This is a genomic window from Rubrivirga marina (genome assembly GCF_002283365.1).
GTDB lineage: Bacteria > Bacteroidota > Rhodothermia > Rhodothermales > Rubricoccaceae > Rubrivirga > Rubrivirga marina.
In genome coordinates this window covers 4,433,788-4,453,764 of the sequence record NZ_MQWD01000001.1, presented here as the reverse complement: position 1 = coordinate 4,453,764, position 19,977 = coordinate 4,433,788, and the positions used below count along the sequence as shown (strand labels likewise).

Below are 19,977 nucleotides of genomic sequence, written 5' to 3'. Positions count from 1 at the left end.
GGTCACGGACCGCACCCACCATGGCAGACCACGCACACTCCGAGGGGCACGACGAGCACACCGGCCACGGCAGCCACCACGTGTTCGACGCGGCGACGCTGAAGAAGACGTTCGCGATCCTCGTCGGCCTCACGATCCTCACCGTCGTCCTCGCGCTCTGGGAGCGCGGCTTCGCCAACGTGTTCGGGCTGGAGCTGACGTATCCGGCTCTCCCCGTCGGCTTCCTGAGCGTCCCGCTCGCGCTCGGCATCGCCGCGACGAAGGTCTACTGGGTCGCCTCCCGGTTTATGGGGCTCAAGTTCGAGACCACCAAGACGAACACACTCGTCTTCCTGGGGAGCACGGCGTTCCTGCTCGTCTTCTTTGGGTTCACGTTCCTCGACTTCGCCTTCCGGGGCACGTTCGAGGAGCTCTCGGCCGTCCCGACCGACGTGCTCGAAGAGGAGGCGTTGCAGGCGCAGGAGACCGAGGCCGAGATCGCCGAGGAGTTCGAGGCGGTTCCGCTCGTCCGTGAGACGCCGGACGCCGACCTCTTCGGGGCGCCCGAGACCGACGCCGCGGGCTCGCAGGCGCTCGACGCCGCCGTGACCACGCCGTCTGAGACGGCCACCGAATAAGCCCCATGCTGCCGCCGGTCGCCGCCCTGTTCGTCGCGTTCTTCTGGGTCGCGGTCCCGGCGATCCTCCTGATGGCGGTGTGGGCAGGCGTCACGGCCTACCAGCTCCTCTTCCACGACGACGCGTTGTCCCTCGATCCGTCGGCCCGGCGGCGGGCGGCGGCGGGCGAGTCCGTCCCTGTCCGCCTCCGCGACATCCTCGAGGACGAGCGAGCCCGGCAGTCGATGGCCGAGCCGGCCTCGGGCGACGGCCCGGCGGGGCCGCCTGCGCATCCGCTGTTCGACGACCTCTGGCTCCGGCGGAACTAAGGGCGCTCCAAGCGGGGCGTCGAGACTGGCAGTCGCCGCGTCCGTGAGGGATCTTGGGGCCTCCGCCCCGGACCGATCTGATGAAAGTCATCGAGCACTACGACCGCGCCGACGGTCCGCTCTTCTCGTACGAGATCATCCCGCCGACGCGGGGGAGCTCCGTCGGCGACGTGCTGGGCGTGGTCGAGCAGCTCAAGCCCTACGACCCGCCCTTCATCGACGTCACGAGCCACTCGGCCGAGGCGGTCTACGAGGAGATGGGCGACGGCACCATCCGCAAGCGGGTCAAGCGGAAGCGGCCCGGCACGCTGGGCCTGTGCGCGGCCATCCAGTACCGGTTCGGCATCGACGCCGTGCCCCACATCCTGTGCCGCGGGTTCACGCAGGAGGAGACCGAGGACGCGCTCATCGAGCTCAACTACCTCGGCATCCACAACCTCCTCGCCGTCCGCGGCGACGACACGGGCGTCCAGAAGCTCGTCCGTCCCGGCCGCCAGCAGAACGCCTACGCCTGTGACCTCGTGGCCCAGATCCGGGCGATGAACGAGGGCCGCTACCTCGAAGACCTCCTCGACGCCGCGCCGAGCGACTTCTGCATCGGCGTCGGCGGGTACCCCGAGAAGCACGCCGACGCGCCCAACATGACGTGGGACGTGCTGAACCTCAAGCGGAAGGTCGACGCCGGGGCCGACTACGTCGTCTCGCAGATGTTCTTCGACAACCGCCACTATCTCGGCTGGATCGAGAAGTGCCGCGACGTCGGCATCGACGTGCCGATCGTGCCGGGCCTCAAGATCCTGACGTCGAAGCGCCAGCTCCAGTCGCTCCCGCGCTCGTTCCACACCGAGATCCCGGAGGCGCTCGCGGCCGAGGTCGAGGCGGCCAAGCCCGAGCACGTGGCCGAGGTCGGCGTGGAGTGGGCGCGGAAGCAGGCCGAAGAGCTCCTCGAGGCGGGCGTCCCCGGCATCCACTTCTACATCATGTCGACGGCGAAGCACGTCGTCCGCGTGGCCGAGCCGCTGCGGAAGCTGGTGGGGTAGGAGGTGGTCCGCCTCGGTGCCGAGGCGGGAAGAGCTAGATGCCCGCCGCCTTCAGATATCGGTCCTCCAGGGCCCGCATCGACGCGCGCTGCTCGTCCGTGTCGTCGTCGTGGCCGCAGAGGTGGAGGACGCCGTGGGCCACGTAGCGGAGCGCCTCCGTCTCCGTCGGCACGCCGAACTCGGGCGCCCGCTCGGCCGCCGTGTCGAGGTCGACGTACACCTCGCCATCGATCTGTCCGTCGGCCTGCGCCTCCTCGTCGAGCACGAACGACACGACGTCGGTCTCGTAGTCGTGGCCGAGCCACTCCCGGTTGAGCTCGTGGACGAGCGCGTGGTCGCCCAGGATCACGCCGAGGCTGACCACCTCGACGCCCTCGCCGGCACACACGGCCTCGACGACGGCGCGGACGCGGTCCTCGTCCAGCCGGAGCGTCTCGTGCTCGTGGTGGATCTCCAGCCCCTCCGCCTCGGGGCCTCCGTCGGGGCTCACGCCTCCGTCGAGCCCTCGGGCGTCCAGTCGCCCTCGAAGAGCGGCTCGCTCAGGGACAGGACGACGGCGGCCTGGGCCACCTCGGGCGCGACCGTCAGGAAGTCGGCCGAGAGCAGCTTCTCCGAGACGTTGGCGTAGAGCGAGCACGCCGCCTCGCGCTCGATCACGAGCCCGGCCACGCGCCCGCCGCCGCGGGCGAAAAAGATGACCTCGCCGAGCTCCTCCGACGTCACGAGACCCGCGCAGTCGTGGAGTTCGAGGTGCGACTCCGTCCCGTAGACCTTGACGATCGAGCCGCTCTCGCCGCGCGTGACCTCGACGGCGAGGCGCCGGCCGCTGGCGGCGTCTGAGAGGGCGAGCCGGGTGAGACCGCCGTCGCGCTCGGGCGTCACGCCCAGGACGGCGGCCGCGCGGTCGAGGTCGGCGTCGGGGAGGAGCTGGGGCATCGGGGCGGGGGGCGGCGGGACTGGAAAGTACGAGGAGCGAGGGGCGCCGTCAGCCCTGGCCGCCGGCGGAGTCGGAGCGAGCGGCGTCGGGGCCGAGGACGGCCTCGGCCTCGCGCTGGAAGTCCTCGGCCGAGCGGCGGACGGCGTCGTTGCCCGTCGCCTCGGCGATCCGGTCCATGAACGCCGACGCCGCCTGGTACTTCCCGTCGAGCACGTAGGCCGACTGGATGTACTGGACGAGTTGGAACGCCTCCTCCTGCGCCGTCGCCGTCCGCGCGTTCGTCAGCTCGCGGAGGGCGATCGACTCGGCCTCGCGGAAGATCTCGGCGGCCTGCTGCCGGTCGCCGGCCGCGTCGTAGGCCTCGGCCATCGTCAGGAACGAGCCGAAGCTGGCCGGGATCGTCGCCGTCGGGATCTCCTCGCGAAGCCGGTTCAGAAGCGTTCGCGCGGCGTCGGGTTGGCCGGCCTCGGCGAGCCGCGTGGCGATCGAGCCGACGCGGATCCGGTAGCCGTCGGCCATGTTGCGGGCGTTCTCGTCGTGGTAGACGGCGGGGTCGGCGAGGCCGCCGAACCGGAACTTGCCGAGCCGGTCGAGCGCGATCTCGGGGACCGTCACGCCATCGGGACCGCTGCCGGGCCGCTCGAGCGGCACCACGCGCCGGGCGAGGCCCTCGTTCTGAAACAGCGACTGGAGCCCGAGCTCCGACGACTGCGCGACGGTCCCGGCGAAGTAAACCGGCCGCTGCCAGCCCTCCTGGGCGACGGACCGAAGGATGTCGAGCACGGCGAGGTCGGCCGTGTAGAGGACGCTCTGGCCCTCGCCGTAGGGTTGCCCGCGGAGCGTCCACGTCACGCGGTCCGGAATCTCGGACGCGGGAATGCGGCCCGCCACCCGGTCGTCCGAGAACGCGCGGGCGTCGACTGGGAGCGCGACCTCGGTGTCGGCGATGATCCGCGGGGCGAGGGCGCCCGTGGCCCGCTCGTCCGGCGGCCCGCTGATGCCTTCGAGGTCGGCATCGGTGACCGACATCGGGATCGGCGCGCTCTCACGGCTGGCCTGGTCGCGGAGCTGGCGGATGTACCACGGCGTGTTGAGGAGGGACAGGTTCACGACGCGGACGTCGCGGCGGACGCCCATCACCTCCTGCAAGTACCACAGCGGGAAGGTGTCGTTGTCGCCGTTCGTGAAGAGGATCGCGTTGGGCGCCGTGCTCTCGAGCAGGTTGCGCGCGAAGTCGGTCGCGATCCGGCGGCCGGAGCGGTCGTGGTCGTCGTAGTTCTCGACGGCCATCCAGCCCGGGACCGCGAGGAAGGCGAGGACGGCCACGGCCAGCCCGGCCACCTTCCGCATCCCGGCGGCCCTGCTCTCCAGCGCCTCGGTCACGATCTCGACCAGGCCGGTCGCCCCGATCCCGATCCACAGCGAGAAGGCGAAGAACGAGGCGACGTACGAGTAATCGCGCTCGCGTGGCTGGAACGGCGTCTGGTTGAGGTACAGGATGATCCCGACGCCCGTGATCAGGAACAGCACGCCGACGGCCAGCGCCCGCCGCCAGTCGCGCTGGACGTGGACCGCGAGGCCGAACAACCCCAGCAAGAGGGGCAACCAGAAGTAGCCGTTCTGCCCGGCCCGTTCGGACGGCGTCGGGCCCGTGCTCGGCGCCTCGCCGAGGCCGGCGTACCAGCCGGCGTCCTGGACGTCGGACGCCTTCCCGACGAACTGCCACATGAAGTACCGCCCGTACATGTGGCCGAGCTGGTACTTCCAGAAGAAGTCCCAGTCGGAGTCGTACTGGGCGTAGACGCGGGTGTGCTGCGGGGCCGTCGAGTAGCGGCGCGGGAACGTCGTCTGCTCGTCGACGCGGCCGGTCCGGTCGTTGAACGTCTCGCCCGTGAGGAGCGGCGTCGAGCCGTACTGCTCGCGCTTGAGGTAGCTCACGATGGCCTCCGCGTTCTCCGGGTCGTTCTCGTCGATCGGCGGGTCGGCGGCGGAGCGGACGAAGATGAGCCCGTACGACGAGTACCCGACGATGACGAGCGTGACGATGAGCGCGGCGAGGTTCGCCACCGGCATCCCCTTTTTCTGGGTGTACCACACGGCGCCGACGAGCGCGGCGACGACGGCCAGCAGGAACAGCGTCGGCGCGCCCGAGGCGCCGGCCAGGGTCGGGAGCGTTTGGACCACGCCGGGGTAGATCACGAGGAACACGACCACGGAGATGACGCCCGTGATCAGAAGCCCCTTCACGCGGTCGGCCGTCGACCAGTCGTCGCGGTCGGCCTTCTGGAAGAAGACGATCAGCGCGATGAAGAACAGCGTCAGGACGTTGAGGAGGTGGACGCCGATCGCGAGGCCGAACAGGTAGGCGATGGCCACGAGGTAGCGGTCGGCGTGGAGCCCGAACGGGTGCTCGCCGCGCTTGGCCAACTCGGCCTCCTCGGCGCGCGTCGCGTCGCGCCACACGAGCGCGAGCCACACCACGAGCGCCGTGAACAGCATCGACATGGCGTAGACCTCGGCCTCGACGGCGTTGAACCAGAACGAGTCGGTGACGGCGAACGCGAGGGCCCCGACCACGCCGCCGGCGTTCGCCCCGATCCGCTGGGCCGGCGTCCACTGGGCCGGGTGGCCCTTCCAGATCCGCACGAGCCGGACGATCACGAGGTGCGTCAGGAGCACCGTGAGCGCGCTGCACAGGACCGACACGAGGTTGACGGCGTAGGCGACCGGCTCCGGGCTGAGGCCCCCGAACAGGGGCGCGCCCATCGCGAAGAGCCGCCCGACGAGCATGTAGAACGGGGCGCCGGGCGGGTGGCTCACCTGGAGCCCGTTGGCGATGGCGATGAACTCGCCCGAGTCCCAGAACGGCGACGTCTCCGCCATGGTGGCGACGTAGACGACGAAGGCGTACAGGAAGACCGCGGCGGCGACGAGGCGGTCGATGAGCTTGCCGGTCATGCGGGAGGGCGGTCGGGGGCTGTGGCGAGTCGCGAAGATAGCCCGGGGCGTGGCGGGCCCCGGGGCGGCCCAACGGGATCCCCCGTGCATTTCGGGTGCGCCGGGCCGGGCACTCCGGCCGGGGCCGCGCCGTTGCTCCGCCATGCGCCTCGCCCTCGTCTTGCTCCTCGTGGCCCTCGTCGCGGTCGGCGGCCTGTGGCTGTGGGCCGGTCGCGCCGCCCACCGCCCGGGCTCGCTCGCCTGGCGGGCCGTCGACCGCGACCTCGCCGCCCGGTTCGCCGACGTCCCCACGACGACGACCGCCGCGCTCGCGGCCCACCTCGCGGACTCGACGGTCGCGCCCGTCCTCCTCGACGCGCGCACCGAGGCGGAGTACGCCGTCTCGCACCTCCCGGGCGCGCACCGCGTCGACCCCGACGCCTCGGCGGCCGAACTGGCCGACGCGCTCGACGGGATCGACCGCCAGCGGTCGGTCGTGGTCTACTGCTCCGTCGGCGTCCGCTCGGGCGCGGTCGCGCGGCGGCTCCAGTCGGCCGGCTTCGAGCACGTCGAGAACCTCGCAGGCTCGATCTTCCGCTGGGCCAACGAGGGGCGCCCGCTCGTCCGCGACGGGCATCCCGTCGAGGAGGTCCACCCGTACGACGCCGTCTGGGGGCGGCTGCTCGATCCGGGTCGACGGGCGGGGGGCAGCGAGTGAGGCACGGGGTCCTTATCGGCCTGCACCTCATGGCAGCCACGGTCGCGGCGCAGGGACACGCCCTCGTGCTGGACCGTCCCGCCTCGGTGGGCGCGGCAGTGACCTCGAAGGTCGGCACGCACGAGAGCGGGGTGGGGGTGGCGGCCGGCGGCTCGGCACCGCTCCCGCTCGGGCTCGAACGGGCGCACGACGTATCGGCCCAGGCCAGCCTCGGCGCCGAAGCACTCGTAGCGGACCTCGGGCTTCCCGGATCCAGCGTGGGGGCGGAGGCGGCCCTCGGCCTGAGCTACGGGTTTGGTCCTCGCCGCGCGTACCGCGGGGCCGAGCTCCACCGGGCGCGGCCAAGGGCCCACACGCTCTCGTACACCCTCCTCCTGTACCTCGACACCGACCACACGTCCCAGCTGTCCGGTGCAGTCCGCTACCGCTTCGCCGGGGAGGCATCCTCCTTTGACGTGACGTTCGAGAACGACGCCCTCGCCCAGCAGCTCCTCGACCGCTACCGGACGTTCGCTCTCCGCGTGCGGTACGTCCGGCACGACGCGGACGTGCTACGTGGCGTCGGGCTGCGGACGGTCGTGTGGATAGGGACGACGGAGGGGCTGGGACGCCTCAACCGCGATGAGACGTACGACCTCTCGGGACAGTACGGCGGGGCCTACGCCCACGGCATCCTGGCCGCCGACCTGTACTGGGGGGACCTCACGCTCTCGCTCGGCGTCGACTCAGAGGGCATCCGCTCGACGCTCCAGAACTCGTTCCACTACCTCATCGACGACGGCCAGATTCCCCGTCTCGCCGGTCGCCGGCCGCGCCTCGTGGTCCGCGTCGCGCTCAATGAGGGCGACGGCCTGTACTGACCCCGGCCCCTGTGACGCCTCCGCTGTTCCCCCGCCTGAAAGTCTGTTGCATCAGCTCGGTCGAGGAGATGCGGTTGGCCGTCCGCCTCGGCGCCGACGCGGTCGGGCTCGTAGGGGCGATGCCGAGCGGGCCGGGTGTGATCCCGGACGAGCGGATCGCGGACATCGCTCGGGCCGTTCCGCCGCCCGTGATGTCGGTCCTCCTCACGAGCGCTCAGAGCGCCGACACGATCGCCCGGCAGGCCGACGCTGCGGGCGTCTCGGCCGTCCAGATCGTCGACCGCGTCGGCCCAGCCGTCTACGCGCGACTGCGGACCGACCTGCCGGGGCGGTCGCTGTGGCAGGTCGTCCACGTGACGGGGCCCGAGGCGATCGCCGAGGCCGAGCGCGTCGCGCGCCACGTCGACGCCGTGCTTCTCGACTCGGGCGACCCGACGCTCGACACGAAGGCGCTCGGCGGGACCGGCCGCGTCCACGACTGGCGCGTGAGCCGGACGATCCGCGAGCTCTTGGACATCCCGGTCGTTCTGGCCGGCGGCCTCACGCCCGGCAACGTCGCCGATGCGGTCCGGGCCGTCGGGCCGTTCGGCCTCGACGTGTGCAGCGGGCTCCGCACGGGCGGCGCGCTCGACGCCGACAAGCTGGCGGCCTTCGCGTCGGCCGCCGGCGTCCAGCGGTTGGCCTGACTCGTCCCGCCTCGGCGTCGAGGCGGGCGGAGTCACCAGCTGCTCCGCGCGCCCGCGATGGCCTCCGTCAGCTGCTCGCGCGAGGCCTCGCCGTAGGCGAAGGCGGTCGCCAGCAGGCCGTTCCGGTTGAACACGAGTGTCGTCGGGATCCACGTGACGGGGACGCCGAGGAGGCGGATCCGCCGGTCGGGCTTCTCGGGCTTCGGGCCGGGCACGACGAGCTCGCGGACGCCCTCGACGCCGGTCTCGCGGAGCGTCTCGGCCCCGCTCTCGCCCTCGTTCCAGACCGTCACGAACGTCACCGAGTCGGCACTCAGGCTCTGCCAGTCGGACCAGATGGGCTCGTGCTCGTGGAGCGAGTTGTCGCACCACGGCGCCCATACGTGGACGACGTGGACGCCGTCAGCGCTCACGATCTCGCGGAGGGCGGCGTCGGTCGAGGCGTGCTCAATCATGTGTCCACTCGTCGCGGGCGTGCTCGATGGCGGTCGCCAGCATGTCCGGCGAGACCTCGCCGTAGTTGAACGCGTAGGCCAGCTGGCCCTCGCGGTTGAAGATCCAGGTCGTCGGCGTCCAGCTCAGCGGGAGGCCGAGGAACGCGCGGCGGCGGAGGCTCCGCTCGGCCGTCGGCCCGCGGTCGGGCTGGGCGTAGACGGCGACGTGGCCGCCCGGCGTGATGCCGTAGCGCGCGAGGCGGTCGGCGGAGTCGCGGCCGTCGTTCCAGATCGCCACGAACGAGAACGACACGTCGGGGTTGGCCTCGACGACCTCGTACCAGCCAGCCTCGAATTCCGCTCGCGAGTTGCCGCACCACGGCGCCCAGAAGTGGACCACGTGGACGCCCGGCTCGGCGATCGTGGCCTCGACGGCGAGTTCCGTCTCGGTTCGCCCGTCAGACGTCGTGTCGGCCCCGGCCTCCTGGAGCGCGACGGGCGTGGGCGCGGACTGCGGCGGGAGCTCGGCCTGCGCGTTGGCGGCCGTGGCAGTGAGGAGGACGAGGAGGACGAGGCGCACGGGCGGCCAAGCAAGGAGGGGAGAGGATAGCATCGTACCCGTCGGGGCACGGCTTCGTCGGCCCCGGGGAGAACGCCGAGGCGGGCGGAGTCGGTGCCCCGCTAGCCGGCCCCGCCGACGACGACGACGATCTCGCCGCGCACCTTGGCCTGCGCGCCGTAGTGGGCCTCAAGCTCCGCGAGCGTCCCGCGGCGGACCTCCTCGTGGAGCTTCGAGATCTCGCGGGCCACGGCGGCGGGCCGATCCCGTCCGAGGTGCTCGCCGAGCTGGCCGAGCAGCTTCACGAGGCGGTGCGGGCTCTCGTACAGGACGACCGTCCGCGGCTCGTCGGCGAGCGCCTTGAGGCGCGTCTGGCGGCCCTTCTTGTGCGGGAGGAAGCCCTCGAACACGAACCGGTCGCACGGGAGGCCGCTCGCGACGAGGGCCGGGACGAACGCCGTCGGCCCCGGCAGGGCCTCGACGCGGACGCCCGCCTCGGCGGCGGCGCGGACCAGGAGGAAGCCGGGGTCCGAGATCCCCGGCGTCCCGGCGTCCGAGATGAGGGCGACCGTCTCGCCGGCCGCCATCCGCTCGACCAACTGACTCGCCTTCGCGTGCTCGTTGTGGATGTGGAAGCTCACGCGCGGCGTCTCGATGCCGTAGTGGCCGAAGAGGACGCCCGACGTCCGCGTGTCCTCGCACGCCACGACGTCGGCCTCTTTCAGCACGCGGAGCGCGCGGAACGTGAGGTCCTCCAGGTTGCCGACGGGCGTGGGGACGAGGACGAGCATCGGAGCGGGGCGGGATCGGGGAGGCGGGCAGGGTACGCGGGTCAGCGGGGACCGACACCGCGCGACCTGATGAACTCACGAAGCCTCCCCACGACCGCTCAGCGCGAGGCCGACACGCCGTCCGCGACCAGAGCCGCGAGAACGGAGACCGGAATGAGGACGACGAAGGGGTTGTCGATCGAGGCGCCGTAGAGGCCCAGCGCGCTCTGGGCCGCTCCCGCGCCGACGAGCGTCCACGCCAGCGACCCCGACCCGCCACCCCCGAGATGCGCACCGAGGCCGGCACCGACGGCGCTCCCGATCGTCCACCCGACCCACACCCCCTCGGGCAGGCAGAGGTCGTCGCACCCGGCGGAGTCGTCGATGTGGTAGCCGAAGCCGCCCCCCGCGAGTCCGAGCGCGACGTATCCGCCTGTCGAGCCCAGGAGCGCGGTGATTGCGCGCCATCGCGGACCCGTCGGAGAACCCAGCGTCTCATCCAGGAGGTGCGGGAGCGGCGTGGCTGCCGGTCCATGCCCGAGGAGGATGGAGGGCGTCTCCGGACGGTGCTGCGCCGAACACAAGGCGGGCGCGCACAGGAGGAGCGTGAAGAGCCAGCGGCGCATCGGCGAGGGGCTGAACCGATCGGAGCCTACGAGCCCACCGAGCCCTCGCCCTGATCCAAACGTACCGGGAGCGTTCACCCTCTCCGCTTGAACCGCCCGGCCAGCGCGCGGACGGGGTCGCGCCACGCCGGGTCGCGGGTCTCGCGGACGACGAGGTACACGCCGAGCGCGCCGATGATCACGTTCGCCGCCCACATCCCGATCTCCGGCGGCAGCATCTCGCGGTCGGCCAGCTTCTCGCCGCCGACGAGCGAGATCCAGTAGAACAGGAACACGAACACGGCGAGCGCTGCCACCAGCCCGACGCCGGCCCGCGGCACGGCCAGCCCGAGCGGGACGCCCACGAGCACGAACACGAGGCACGCGAGGGCGATCGAGTTCTTTTTGTAGATCTCGACCCGGAAGCGGTCGGCCCGCTGGCGGTCGCGGTCGAGCGCGGCGACGGCCGTCTCGGCCTCGGAGCCGATGGAACGCGCGCGCATCAGGGCGAGGTCGTAGACCGACTCGCGCTCGGGGTCGGCGAGCCCGTCGAGCGTGGGCCGCCCGGTGCCGACCCGGGCTGCCTCGGGCGTCGCCGTCGAGTCGATCCGGCGGGCGCCCGCGTACTCGCCGGTCGGAGACTCGCCCCAGCGGTCGAGTGCAGCGCGGACCGAGTCGGCATGGCCCGCGGCGAGGCCGTCGAGGGAGTCGACGACGGCGAGCATCTCCGACGTCCGCATCGAGCGGTCGGTCCGGCCGACGTCGGTGTCCCGGCGTTCGAAGCCCCCGAGGCCGGAGAGGTCGAACGCCATCCGGTGGCGGTCGAACGTCAGGCGCTCGTAGCGGTCCGACTGCGGGTCGGGCGAGCGGCGGTGGATGGCGCCGTCCTCGAGGAGCATCGTCAGGCGCTGGCCGCCGTACTGCGTTTGGAGCCGGGCGCGCCGGGCCGTGAGCGTCGCCGCGTCGCCGCCGGAGCCGCCCTCGAACACGGTCACGCCGAGGAGCAGCCCGGACGAGTCCGGCGGGATGGCGTCGGCGCGGATGGCGTAGCCGTCGACGTCGGTGTAGAACTCGCCGGGCGTGAGGGCGAAGCCCGGTCGGCTCACGCGGATGTCGCGCCAGAGGCCGTTGAGCCGGTAGTTCGCCTCCGGCAGCATCTCGTTGTTGAAGTACACCATCCCCGCCGTCAGCGCCAGCCCGACCACGAGCGTCGGCCACGCGAGCGTCGGCAGCGACACGCCGGCGCTCTTGGCGACGAGATACCCCCGGCTCTCGGCCAGCCGCCCGAACGACGCCAGCAGCGCCACGAGCCACGCCATCGGGACGGCGAGGGTGACCATGTAGGCCAGGCTGTAGGCGATCAATTCTGCCACCGCCACCGCCGGCAGCCCCCGCCCGACGAGGTCGGGGAGGTAGTGGATCAAGAACTGCATCAGGAGCAGGAACAGCAGCGTCAGCAGCGCCGCCACGAACGGCAGTGGCAGGCCCTTCAGAATCTGGCGGTGGAGACGCTTGATCACGGGGGGGAAGATGGCGACGCCGACCTGCGGTTCGCTGGCGCTCGCGGAAAATGGGAACGGGGAAATGGCAGAGATCCGCCGCGAGCGGAACGACCGGCGGCGTTCGGACATGCACGGGGCGCCGAATTCCGACGCCCGCCCTCCCCGCCTCGGCACCGAGGCGGACCCACTCGCCCCCCGCTCATGCCGCTCTCCGTCCAGTCGTTCGTCGTCAGCCCGTTCGCGGAGAACACCTACGTCCTCTCATCCCAGGGCGAGGCGGCGATCGTGGACCCCGGGACGGCGTCGCGGGCCGAGCGTCAGGCGGTCGAGGCGTACGTCGAGGCGGCCGGGCTCGCGGTGCGGCACCTCCTCCTGACCCACGCCCACATCGACCACGTCTTTGGCTGCCACCACTTCGCCGAGCGCTACGGGAAGGCGGCCGAGCACGGCGGCTGGCAGCTCCACCCGGCCGACGCGCCGTTGTTGGAGAACGCTGTCGTCCAAGGCGAGATGTTCGGCGTCCGCGTCGACCCGCCGCCGCCACCGGCGCACGACCTCGCGGCGGGCGACGAGATCGCCCTCGGCGACGTGACGCTCCGCGTGCTCCACGTACCGGGCCACTCGCCGGGCTCCGTCGCCTTCTACTCGGAGGCCGACTCCATCCTGGTCGGCGGCGACGTGCTGTTCCAGGGCTCCATCGGGCGGACCGACCTCTGGCAGGGCAGCCTCGACGTGCTGCTGGCCTCAATCCGCGACGAGGTCCTCACGCTCCCCGACGCCACGGTCGTCTACTCCGGTCACGGGCCGAAGACCACCGTTGGCGCCGAGCGGCGGACGAACCCGTTTTTGCGAGACCTGTAGCCTCGCCACTCCAGGAACGAAGTGGAGGGTGTAGGCCCCGTCGCGCCCGGGTCGTCATCTTGAGCAAGCGGAGCGGGTCGAAGGATCTCAGACGAGCACGGCACTCATGAGGGCGCCCGGACGCGGTGCGCGACGGAGATCCTTCGGCTCCGGGCGTCGCCCTCCGCTCAGGACGACGCGGGGGAGGGCATCGCCAATGGAAGCCGACCCCGCCCCCCTCGACGCCGAGGGGGCTAGCGGTTGCCGCGGCCCTTCTTGGAGCGCCCGCCGCCGTTCCGGTTGCCACCGGGCCGGCCGCCGCCCTGCTTCTGGCGCGACTTGTGGCCCGACGGGTTCGAGCGCCGCGCCGGGTTGGCGAGGGCCTCTGCCATCCGCGGGGCGTCGAAGCCGTCGACCCGGAGCTCGTCGATCCGCCGGCCCGTGTGCTTCTCGATGGCGGCGAGGTTCGAGGCCTCGGCCGCCGAGACGAACGTGATCGCGTCGCCCGTCGCCTCGGCCCGCCCGGTCCGCCCGATCCGGTGGATGTAGTCCTCCGGCATGTTGGGCGCGTCGAAGTTGACGACGTGCGAGACGCCCGGCACGTCGATCCCGCGCGCGGCGATGTCGGTCGCCACCATGATCTGGTACTGGCCCGCCTCGAACCCCTTGAGCGCGCGCTGGCGCTGGCCCTGCGTCCGGTTCGAGTGGATCGCGATGGCGTCGAAGCCGGCCCGGTCGAGCTTCTTCTTGATCCGGTCGGCCCGGTACTTCGTGCGTGAGAACACGATCATCCGGTCGACCGCCTCGGTCTCGATGAGGTGGTGGAGGAGCGCCTGCTTCTCGGCCTCGGCCACGCGGATCTGGCGCTGCGTGACCGTCGCCGCGGGGTCGCGCCGCTCCCCGACCTCGATGGTCTCAGGCTGGTAGAGGATGCTCCGCGCGAGGTCCTGGATGGGGGGCGGCATCGTCGCCGAGAACAGCATCGTCTGGCGCTCTTTCGGCACGGCGGCCACGATCCGGCGGACGTCCTTCACGAACCCCATGTCGAACATCCGGTCGGCCTCGTCGAGCACGAGGACGTCGACGAACGAGAGGTCGAGGACGCCCTCGCCGAGGAAGTCGAGGAGGCGGCCCGGCGTGGCGACGACGATGTCGATCCCGTTGCGGAGGGCCGTCCGCTGCCCGCCCTTCCCGACGCCGCCGTAGATCGTGGCGGCCCGGAGGCCGGTGTGCTTGCCGTAGCCGGCGACGGCCTCGGTCACCTGGATCGCCAGCTCGCGCGTCGGCGTGACGACGAGGGCGCGGACCGCCCGCTTCTTGCCCGGCATCGGGTCCTTGACGAGGTAGTCGAGGATGGGCAGGACGAACGCGGCCGTCTTGCCGGTCCCGGTCTGCGCCACGCCGACCACGTCGACCCCGTCGAGGGCGACGGGCAGGGCGGCGGCCTGGACGGGCGTGGGGGAGTCGTAGCCGGCGTCGCGGACGCCCCGGAGGACGGAGGGGGCGAGGCCGAGGGCGTCGAACGAGTCGACGGGGGCGTGGGTGGGCATGGGTCGTCGTGGAACGTCCGCGGGGCGCTGGCGCGAGGGCCAGGCGGGCGGAGCGGGAAGCGAGGGGTCCGCTTCCGAGAATCACGACGGCGCGAGCGCGCCTCCGGCCGGCAACGGGGGGGCTCTCAAGGTCGGCGTTCCTCTGCGGCTGTGCCTCTGCGGGCCCTTCTTGCGGTCTGGCCCCCTCCGCCTCGGGCCCAAGGCGAGCGGGCTCAGGCCACGCGGCCCCGGACGTCGCGGGCCACGTCCTCGACCGTCGCGCCCGAGAGGAGCTTGAGCGAGGCCGGCTCGGCGCGCGCCATCAGGAGCTCCAGCGACAGGCCCACGAGCTCGCCCATCGTCACGGCGTCGCGGAAGGCCGGCTCGGCGTAGTGGTCGGCGAGGCTGGCGCCGAGCGCCGCCACGTTCTCGGGTGGCGCGATGAGGTCCTCCCGCATGACGGCCATCAGCTCGTCGAAGCGGCCGTGGAGCACGCGGAGGCGGCCGGCCATGAGCGCCCGCTCCTCCCGCTGGTACTGGTCGACCGTCGTCTCGGTGAGGTGCTCCAGCCCGAACTTGATGATGGCGTTGTTGGCCGGGAAGAACTGCGGGAGGTAGACCTGCTTGCGCGGGTGGTGGCTCTGCTGGTCGAAGTCGATGGCCCGGAGCCGGTAGTGGAGCTTCTCGAAGTCCGGCGTGATGTCGACGACCCAGTTCCCCGAGTGCATGTCGCCGAGGAGCCGGACGAAGCACCGCTCATTGAACTTGACGAATTCCTTGGCCAGCCGGACCTGGTCGAACCGGTTGTCGGGGAGGTTCTCGCGGATGAACGCGTCGCCGGGCAGCCCGATGATGTGCTCCTCGATGATCGTCTGGTCCCGGAGCTCGGGCCCGTCGACGCGGGTGAGGAAGTTGAGCGAGCTCGGCGAGAGGATGTGGGCCAGCTCCAGCCCGTAGACCCGCGAGGCGTCGGCGCGCTTGACGTAGAAGTAGTCGAAGTTCTCGTTCAGCCGGTTCACGATCCGGACGCGGAACGGGAGCGTGTTGCCGTACAGGCAGAGGTCGACCCGGTCGATGTAGAGGTGCTCGACCGTCGAGAGGTCGCCGGCCGACTTCAGCAGAGCGTACGTCGTGCGGAGCTGGTCGTGGATCTCGGCCTGCTCGGCGTGGCCGTAGTAGACGGAGCTCCAGAGCGTGTCGTCGCCGTGCTCGTCGTAGAGCGGGGCCTGCCCGGCGTAGCGGGCGAGGTCGTCGTAGCGGACGCCGCCGTCGACGAGCCGGCCGTACTCGTGGAGGAAGTCGCAGAGGTGGTCGGAGACCGGGTAGGCCGGCTTCTTCCGGGAGATCAGGTTGCGGACGGGCTCCACAGGCAACGGGGCGGGGGGACGACACCTACGCTACGTCCACGCGGAGGTCCCGCCGAGCCGACCCGGTCTGCCTCGACGCCGACGCGGGCGGGGCGTTAGAGCCGCTCGATCCGCACGCGCGCCGTCCCCGAGCGGACCATCCCGATCCGCCGCGCCGCCGCCTTCGACAGGTCGATCACACGCGACCCGTGGAACGGTCCGCGGTCGGTGACGCGGACGACCACGCTCTGGCCCGTGCGGAGGTTCGTCACGCGGAGGCGCGTGCCGAAGGGGAGCGTCCGGTGGGCCGCCGTGAGCCCGTCGGGGTCGAACCGCTCGCCGCTGGCGGTCCGCTGGCCGCGGAAGCGCTCGCCGTAGTAGCTCGCCCGGCCTTCGCCGACGACGACGCCGGCCGCCTCGGTGCCCGCGCCGAGGTCGCCCACCTCGGCCGCGAACGCTACGAGTGCGGCCGAGTCGGCCACGGCGACGACGAGGCCAGGCGCCGGCGCCCACACGACGGCCGAGTCGAGCGCGGCGGGCATCGGGGCCGCGGGCGCGGCGGGCTGGGCCGCGGCCGGGAGGGCGAACGCGACCGCCAGCGCGGCGAGGCGGGCGGGGTAGGGGAAAACCGGGCGCACGGCCCGAGTCTACCTCCCCGGTCCGGTTTGTCCAATCAACGATCCTTTACGACCATTGAGCGGGCGTTTCGGACACCTCGCGATCGATCCGTCTGCCGCTCCACTCAGGGTCTCGTCATCCTGAGCGGAGCCGAAGACAGCGGAGGGAAGGATCTCGCTGGACTCGCGCGCCCCGGCCCTTGGAGTGCCGAGGTGGACCGATACGAGACCCTCGGCTGCGCCGTCCCCTCGGGGTCGCTCCGCTCAGGATGACAGGTGGAGACCCTGAGGTCGTCCACCTCGGCGCCGAGGCGGGCCGAGCCGGTTGGGAGGGCGCGCCCCGCCTGCCTTCACGCCGCTACACGCCCACGGCGTCCACCACGCGGTCGTAGTGGGCCTCGTACTGGGGCACGATCCGGTCGAGGTCGAAGTGCTCGACGGCGCGGCGGCGGGCGGCCTCGGCCATCCGCGCGTGGAGGTCCGGCGTGGTGAGGACCGTCCGCGCGGCCTCCGTCATCCCGTCGACGTCGCCGATGGGGCGGAGGAAGCCCGTCTCGCCGTCGATGTTGAGCTCCGGCAGGCCGCCGACGTCGCTCGACACGACGGGCACGCCGCAGGCCATGGCCTCGAGCGCCGCCAGCCCGAACGTCTCGCTCGCCGACGGCATCAGGAACAGGTCGGCGATGGACAGGATCTCCTCGACCGGCTCCTGCTTGCCGATGAACCGGACGTCGCCCCAGACGCCGGCCGCGCGGGCGGCGGCCTCCGACGCCATCCGGTCCGGCCCGTCGCCGACCATCAGGAGCTTGACGCCGCCGGGCTGGCCGTGCTTCGGGTGCCCCTCCGGCCACGCCCCCTGCGCGTGGAGCCGTGCGAACACCTCGACGGCGTCCGGCGCTCGCTTCACGCGCCGGAAGTTGGAAACGTGGACGATGAGCCGCTCGCCATCGGGCGCGATGGCCCGTTTGAAGTGGTCCTTCGGCTGGCGCGAAAAGCGCTCCGTGTCCACGAAGTTGGGGATCACCTCGATGTCGGCCGAGACGTCGAACGAGGCGTACGTCTCGCGCCGAAGCCAGTCGCTCACCGACGTGACCCCGTCGCTCGCGTCGATCGAGTGCTCGACGACCGGCCGGAAGCCGGCGTCCTTGCCCACGAGCGTGATGTCGGTCCCGTGGAGCGTCGTCACGATCGGGATCGAGATCCCCTTGCTCCGGAGGATGTCGCGGGCCAGGACCGCGCTCGTCGCGTGTGGGATCGCGTAGTGGACGTGGAGGAGGTCGAGCCCGTCGTGTCGCGCCACGTCGATCATCTTCGAGGCGAGCGCGAGGGCGTACGGCGGGTACTCGAAGAGGGGGTACGTGTTGACCCGGACCTCGTGGAAGAACACGTTCTCGACCATGTGCTCCAGCCGGAGCGGGAGCGCGTAGGCGATAAAGTGGACGGTGTGCCCGCGCCGGGCCAGCGCCTTCCCGAGCTCGGTGGCGACGACGCCGGAGCCACCGAAGGTCGGGTAGCAGGTGATGCCGATGGTCATGGAGCGCCGAACGCGGGTTGCGGGGTGGGGGTCCGCCTGGGACAAAGGATCACAGGGCGGACGACGCGCCGGGGCACGCGCTTACCCGCGTCCTCGTCCGCCTCGGTGGGGGACTCGCCGAGCCCGGGCGAACCGGAGGGGCCGTCGCGCCGTTTGCGACGCCGCACCCCCCGACCCCTCCATGCGCTTTCTCCCACTCGCCCTTCTCCTGGCCCTCGCCGCGCCCGCGTCGCAGGCCCAGATCATCCCGTCCCTCGATCTCGGCGTCGCCGGCGGCGTCAACTTCGCCAGCATCAGCGACGCCACCGACTTCGACCTCGACAGCTCGACCGGCTACCACATCGGCCTCTACGCCGACGTCGGCGTCCTCTTCGCCTCGGCCCGGACCGGCGTCTACTACGTCCGCGCCGCTGACATCCGCGACGACATCAGCAATCCGGACCCGAACACGGATACGTCGTTCGACTACGTCGCCGTCCCGATCGACTTCCAGATCAAGACGCCGACGCCCATCTTCCAGGCCTACGCCCTCATCGGCCCCGAATTCCGGTTCCCCGTCGACGGCCTCGACACGTTCGAGACCGAGAACGTCCAGTACGCCGGCAACGTCGGCCTCGGCGTCCGCGGCGGGCTCCCGCTCATCGGGCCGAGCGGCTACCTCGAGCTCCGCTACGGCCGCGACTTCTCCGGCCTCCGCTCCGACACGGGCACGTCCGACGACGACGTGAAGGTCCACCTCGTCATGATCCGCCTCGGCGTCGGCATCTAGCCCGCCGCCCTTCCCAGACGCGAGTCGGCCCGCCTCGGGATCTCACCGAGGCGGGCCGACCTGTGTTCGGACTGCGGGGTCAGAACCGGAGGAGGGCGGCGGCGGGGCCGTGGGGGGCGAGGGCCTCGCGGCCGGCGTGGGAGTGGACGAGCTCGAGGCTCGCGCCCTGCTCCATGGCCTTGTCGAGCATGAGCTCGACGAGGTCCGAGACCGGCTTGACGTTGCCGCCCGTGGCCTCGTAGGTCCCCTCGGTCTGCGTCGTGAGCATGCCCGACTCGGAGTCGACGCCGCCCGCGATCGTCTGGTCGCCGTCGACGACGAGCGTCATGACGCGCTGCTGGTTGAGCATGTCGAGCGTGTCGTCGAGGCCGGCGACGGCGCGCGACGAGAGGAGCTCCTGGACCTTCCCGAGCGTCTCGACCTCCTCCTTCTCCTCGACCGCGCGCTGGGCGGCCTCGGCGGCGTCGGCCACCTCGGACGATGTCGCGTTCGTGTCGCAGGGGAAGTTGCCGGCCACCTTCTGGCGCGTGGCCTGGTCGAGCTTGTCGAGGAAGTCGGCCTCCATGTCGGCCGGGGCCGAGTACAGGACGTGCCGGGCCTCGAGCGTCTTGGCGATGAGCTCGAGCGCGTGGGCCGAGCGCTGGGCCTGCTGGCGGCGGAGCTCGGCCTTCCGGTCCTGCTTCTGGTCCTTCGACACGAGGTCGGTCACGGCGAACTCCTCGCCCTCGAGCTCATAGACCTCCTCGACGAGGCCGATCTGCGAGAAGAAGAACCGGCTCTTGTGCATGGAGAGGAGCGCGAGGACGAACCGGTCGTTCTCGTCGCGGACGCGCGCCAGCGGCCGGACGTACGGGTTGTCGTCGACGTGGACCGCGTTCGGGAGCGTCACGGCCGTCCCGATCTGCTCGAACAGGCCCTGGCTCTCGCAGGCGAAGAAGGCCACGCCCCGGCCGGTGCGGGGCAGGCCGGCCTCGAGGGCCTCCTGGATCCGCTCGCACTCGCGCTTGACCGCCGCCTTGTGGTCGCCGGCGTCGGCGACGGCCCGCTCGCAGAGGTCCTTGAGGACCGTCGACCACGTCGTGCCGAGCCGGGCCTCGGGCGTCATCTCGAGGTAGAGGCTGACGATCGGCGCGTCGGCGGAGCGGGCCTCGTTGAGGCGCGAGAGGTGGTCGGCGGAGAGGAAGTGGAAGCCGGGCGACGTCGTGCGGCGGCGGAGCTCCTTGAGCAGGGCGTCGCGGTCGTCGGGGGAGAGGTTCGACATGGTGCGGGAGGGATAGAGGGGATCTGAAATCGGGGGACGGGGACGGGGATGCTCCGGGCCATGCGGGCCACCCCGCATCCCTGTCATCCCGGATCGCGCATCCCCGGT

21 protein-coding genes are annotated in these 19,977 nt (G+C 71.8%); 8 read left to right on the top strand and 13 right to left on the bottom strand.

Features of this window, described 5'->3' with window-relative positions:
* Positions 1-20: 20 nt before the first annotated feature.
* The 3 genes from BSZ37_RS19035 to BSZ37_RS19025 all read left to right on the top strand — a co-directional run bounded on the left by BSZ37_RS19035 (position 21) and on the right by BSZ37_RS19025 (position 1,965).
* Positions 21-617 (top strand): cytochrome C oxidase subunit IV family protein, encoded by a 597-nt coding sequence (locus BSZ37_RS19035; protein ID WP_095512065.1) that lies wholly within the window; start codon positions 21-23, stop codon positions 615-617.
* Between the two features lie 5 nt (positions 618-622).
* Positions 623-925 carry a hypothetical protein gene (locus BSZ37_RS19030; protein WP_095512064.1) on the top strand — a complete coding sequence of 101 codons (303 nt, stop codon included), beginning with the start codon at positions 623-625 and terminating at the stop codon, positions 923-925.
* A gap of 80 nt (positions 926-1,005) precedes the next feature.
* Positions 1,006-1,965, top strand: coding sequence for a methylenetetrahydrofolate reductase (locus tag BSZ37_RS19025; RefSeq protein WP_095512063.1), 960 nt, complete (start codon positions 1,006-1,008; stop codon positions 1,963-1,965).
* Between the two features lie 34 nt (positions 1,966-1,999).
* Here the strand turns inward: BSZ37_RS19025 and ybeY are convergent, their stop codons facing one another.
* The 3 genes from ybeY to BSZ37_RS19010 are packed head-to-tail and all read right to left on the bottom strand — an operon-like array spanning position 2,000 to position 5,860.
* Entirely contained in the window at positions 2,000-2,455 is a 456-nt protein-coding gene (ybeY, locus tag BSZ37_RS19020) for an rRNA maturation RNase YbeY (RefSeq protein ID WP_218830572.1), read from the bottom strand.
* A complete protein-coding gene (locus tag BSZ37_RS19015; protein WP_095512062.1) occupies positions 2,452-2,901 on the bottom strand; it encodes a hypothetical protein in 450 nt (149 codons plus the stop codon). The genes ybeY and BSZ37_RS19015 overlap by 4 nt, the downstream gene beginning before the upstream one ends.
* A gap of 49 nt (positions 2,902-2,950) precedes the next feature.
* Complete coding sequence (locus BSZ37_RS19010; protein WP_095512061.1) at positions 2,951-5,860, bottom strand: glycosyltransferase family 117 protein; 2,910 nt, start codon at positions 5,858-5,860, stop codon at positions 2,951-2,953.
* Positions 5,861-6,002: 142 nt separating this feature from the next.
* Between BSZ37_RS19010 and BSZ37_RS19005 the strand changes: the two genes are divergently transcribed.
* Genes BSZ37_RS19005 through BSZ37_RS18995 form a run of 3 tightly spaced genes read left to right on the top strand, consistent with a single transcriptional unit; the run spans position 6,003 to position 8,103 of the window.
* A complete protein-coding gene (locus tag BSZ37_RS19005) occupies positions 6,003-6,557 on the top strand; it encodes a rhodanese-like domain-containing protein (RefSeq protein ID WP_095512060.1) in 555 nt (184 codons plus the stop codon).
* Positions 6,558-6,586: 29 nt separating this feature from the next.
* The gene (locus tag BSZ37_RS19000) at positions 6,587-7,417 is read left to right on the top strand and encodes a polymorphic toxin type 23 domain-containing protein (RefSeq protein ID WP_095512059.1); all 831 of its coding nucleotides are present in this window, start codon (positions 6,587-6,589) and stop codon (positions 7,415-7,417) included.
* An 11-nt stretch (positions 7,418-7,428) separates the two neighbouring features.
* Positions 7,429-8,103, top strand: coding sequence for a phosphoribosylanthranilate isomerase (locus BSZ37_RS18995; RefSeq protein ID WP_218830571.1), 675 nt, complete (start codon positions 7,429-7,431; stop codon positions 8,101-8,103).
* Positions 8,104-8,135: 32 nt separating this feature from the next.
* Here the strand turns inward: BSZ37_RS18995 and BSZ37_RS18990 are convergent, their stop codons facing one another.
* The 5 genes from BSZ37_RS18990 to BSZ37_RS18970 all read right to left on the bottom strand — a co-directional run bounded on the left by BSZ37_RS18990 (position 8,136) and on the right by BSZ37_RS18970 (position 11,991).
* Positions 8,136-8,558, bottom strand: a complete 423-nt coding sequence (locus BSZ37_RS18990; RefSeq protein ID WP_095512058.1) for a TlpA family protein disulfide reductase — start codon at positions 8,556-8,558, stop codon at positions 8,136-8,138.
* Positions 8,551-9,117, bottom strand: coding sequence for a TlpA family protein disulfide reductase (locus tag BSZ37_RS18985; protein ID WP_095512057.1), 567 nt, complete (start codon positions 9,115-9,117; stop codon positions 8,551-8,553). Before BSZ37_RS18985 ends, BSZ37_RS18990 begins: the two co-directional genes overlap by 8 nt.
* Before the next feature lie 101 nt (positions 9,118-9,218).
* Positions 9,219-9,887, bottom strand: coding sequence for a 16S rRNA (cytidine(1402)-2'-O)-methyltransferase (rsmI, locus tag BSZ37_RS18980; protein WP_095512056.1), 669 nt, complete (start codon positions 9,885-9,887; stop codon positions 9,219-9,221).
* Between the two features lie 98 nt (positions 9,888-9,985).
* Positions 9,986-10,492 (bottom strand): hypothetical protein, encoded by a 507-nt coding sequence (locus tag BSZ37_RS18975; RefSeq protein WP_095512055.1) that lies wholly within the window; start codon positions 10,490-10,492, stop codon positions 9,986-9,988.
* A 74-nt stretch (positions 10,493-10,566) separates the two neighbouring features.
* Positions 10,567-11,991 (bottom strand): LptF/LptG family permease, encoded by a 1,425-nt coding sequence (locus BSZ37_RS18970; RefSeq protein ID WP_218830570.1) that lies wholly within the window; start codon positions 11,989-11,991, stop codon positions 10,567-10,569.
* A gap of 183 nt (positions 11,992-12,174) precedes the next feature.
* On the opposite strand from BSZ37_RS18970, the gene BSZ37_RS18965 reads away from it, so the two are divergent.
* Positions 12,175-12,834: an MBL fold metallo-hydrolase gene (locus tag BSZ37_RS18965; protein WP_095512053.1), complete on the top strand. Its 660-nt coding sequence runs from the start codon at positions 12,175-12,177 to the stop codon at positions 12,832-12,834.
* A gap of 233 nt (positions 12,835-13,067) precedes the next feature.
* Here the strand turns inward: BSZ37_RS18965 and BSZ37_RS18960 are convergent, their stop codons facing one another.
* From BSZ37_RS18960 to bshA, 4 genes are all read right to left on the bottom strand, one after another.
* Positions 13,068-14,363 (bottom strand): DEAD/DEAH box helicase, encoded by a 1,296-nt coding sequence (locus BSZ37_RS18960; RefSeq protein WP_095512052.1) that lies wholly within the window; start codon positions 14,361-14,363, stop codon positions 13,068-13,070.
* 212 nt (positions 14,364-14,575) lie between these two features.
* The gene (locus BSZ37_RS18955) at positions 14,576-15,709 is read right to left on the bottom strand and encodes a hypothetical protein (RefSeq protein ID WP_218830569.1); all 1,134 of its coding nucleotides are present in this window, start codon (positions 15,707-15,709) and stop codon (positions 14,576-14,578) included.
* Positions 15,710-15,804: 95 nt separating this feature from the next.
* On the bottom strand, positions 15,805-16,326 hold the full coding sequence (locus BSZ37_RS18950) for a septal ring lytic transglycosylase RlpA family protein (protein ID WP_218830568.1): 522 nt from the start codon (positions 16,324-16,326) through the stop codon (positions 15,805-15,807).
* 337 nt (positions 16,327-16,663) lie between these two features.
* On the bottom strand, positions 16,664-17,839 hold the full coding sequence (gene bshA, locus BSZ37_RS18945) for an N-acetyl-alpha-D-glucosaminyl L-malate synthase BshA (protein WP_095512051.1): 1,176 nt from the start codon (positions 17,837-17,839) through the stop codon (positions 16,664-16,666).
* Between the two features lie 181 nt (positions 17,840-18,020).
* Between bshA and BSZ37_RS18940 the strand changes: the two genes are divergently transcribed.
* Positions 18,021-18,608 carry an outer membrane beta-barrel protein gene (locus BSZ37_RS18940; protein WP_179299761.1) on the top strand — a complete coding sequence of 196 codons (588 nt, stop codon included), beginning with the start codon at positions 18,021-18,023 and terminating at the stop codon, positions 18,606-18,608.
* A gap of 79 nt (positions 18,609-18,687) precedes the next feature.
* On the opposite strand, the gene BSZ37_RS18935 is transcribed toward BSZ37_RS18940, so the two are convergent.
* Positions 18,688-19,869, bottom strand: coding sequence for a baeRF10 domain-containing protein (locus tag BSZ37_RS18935; protein WP_095512049.1), 1,182 nt, complete (start codon positions 19,867-19,869; stop codon positions 18,688-18,690).
* Between the last annotated feature and the right edge of the window lie 108 nt (positions 19,870-19,977).

Excerpts from the sequence above, each read along its gene's own strand:
- BSZ37_RS19015 (WP_095512062.1), bottom strand. The coding sequence starts at position 2,901 with ATGCCCCAGCTCCTCCCCGACGCCGACCTCGACCGCGCGGCCGCCGTC.
- BSZ37_RS19030 (WP_095512064.1), top strand. The coding sequence starts at position 623 with ATGCTGCCGCCGGTCGCCGCCCTGTTCGTCGCGTTCTTCTGGGTCGCG.
- BSZ37_RS19035 (WP_095512065.1), top strand. The coding sequence starts at position 21 with ATGGCAGACCACGCACACTCCGAGGGGCACGACGAGCACACCGGCCAC.
- rsmI (WP_095512056.1), bottom strand. The coding sequence starts at position 9,887 with ATGCTCGTCCTCGTCCCCACGCCCGTCGGCAACCTGGAGGACCTCACG.
- BSZ37_RS19025 (WP_095512063.1), top strand. The coding sequence starts at position 1,006 with ATGAAAGTCATCGAGCACTACGACCGCGCCGACGGTCCGCTCTTCTCG.
- BSZ37_RS18975 (WP_095512055.1), bottom strand. The coding sequence starts at position 10,492 with ATGCGCCGCTGGCTCTTCACGCTCCTCCTGTGCGCGCCCGCCTTGTGT.
- BSZ37_RS18935 (WP_095512049.1), bottom strand. The coding sequence starts at position 19,869 with ATGTCGAACCTCTCCCCCGACGACCGCGACGCCCTGCTCAAGGAGCTC.
- BSZ37_RS18960 (WP_095512052.1), bottom strand. The coding sequence starts at position 14,363 with ATGCCCACCCACGCCCCCGTCGACTCGTTCGACGCCCTCGGCCTCGCC.
- BSZ37_RS19000 (WP_095512059.1), top strand. The coding sequence starts at position 6,587 with ATGGCAGCCACGGTCGCGGCGCAGGGACACGCCCTCGTGCTGGACCGT.
- BSZ37_RS18990 (WP_095512058.1), bottom strand. The coding sequence starts at position 8,558 with ATGATTGAGCACGCCTCGACCGACGCCGCCCTCCGCGAGATCGTGAGC.
- BSZ37_RS18965 (WP_095512053.1), top strand. The coding sequence starts at position 12,175 with ATGCCGCTCTCCGTCCAGTCGTTCGTCGTCAGCCCGTTCGCGGAGAAC.
- BSZ37_RS19010 (WP_095512061.1), bottom strand. The coding sequence starts at position 5,860 with ATGACCGGCAAGCTCATCGACCGCCTCGTCGCCGCCGCGGTCTTCCTG.
- BSZ37_RS19005 (WP_095512060.1), top strand. The coding sequence starts at position 6,003 with ATGCGCCTCGCCCTCGTCTTGCTCCTCGTGGCCCTCGTCGCGGTCGGC.
- bshA (WP_095512051.1), bottom strand. The coding sequence starts at position 17,839 with ATGACCATCGGCATCACCTGCTACCCGACCTTCGGTGGCTCCGGCGTC.
- BSZ37_RS18940 (WP_179299761.1), top strand. The coding sequence starts at position 18,021 with ATGCGCTTTCTCCCACTCGCCCTTCTCCTGGCCCTCGCCGCGCCCGCG.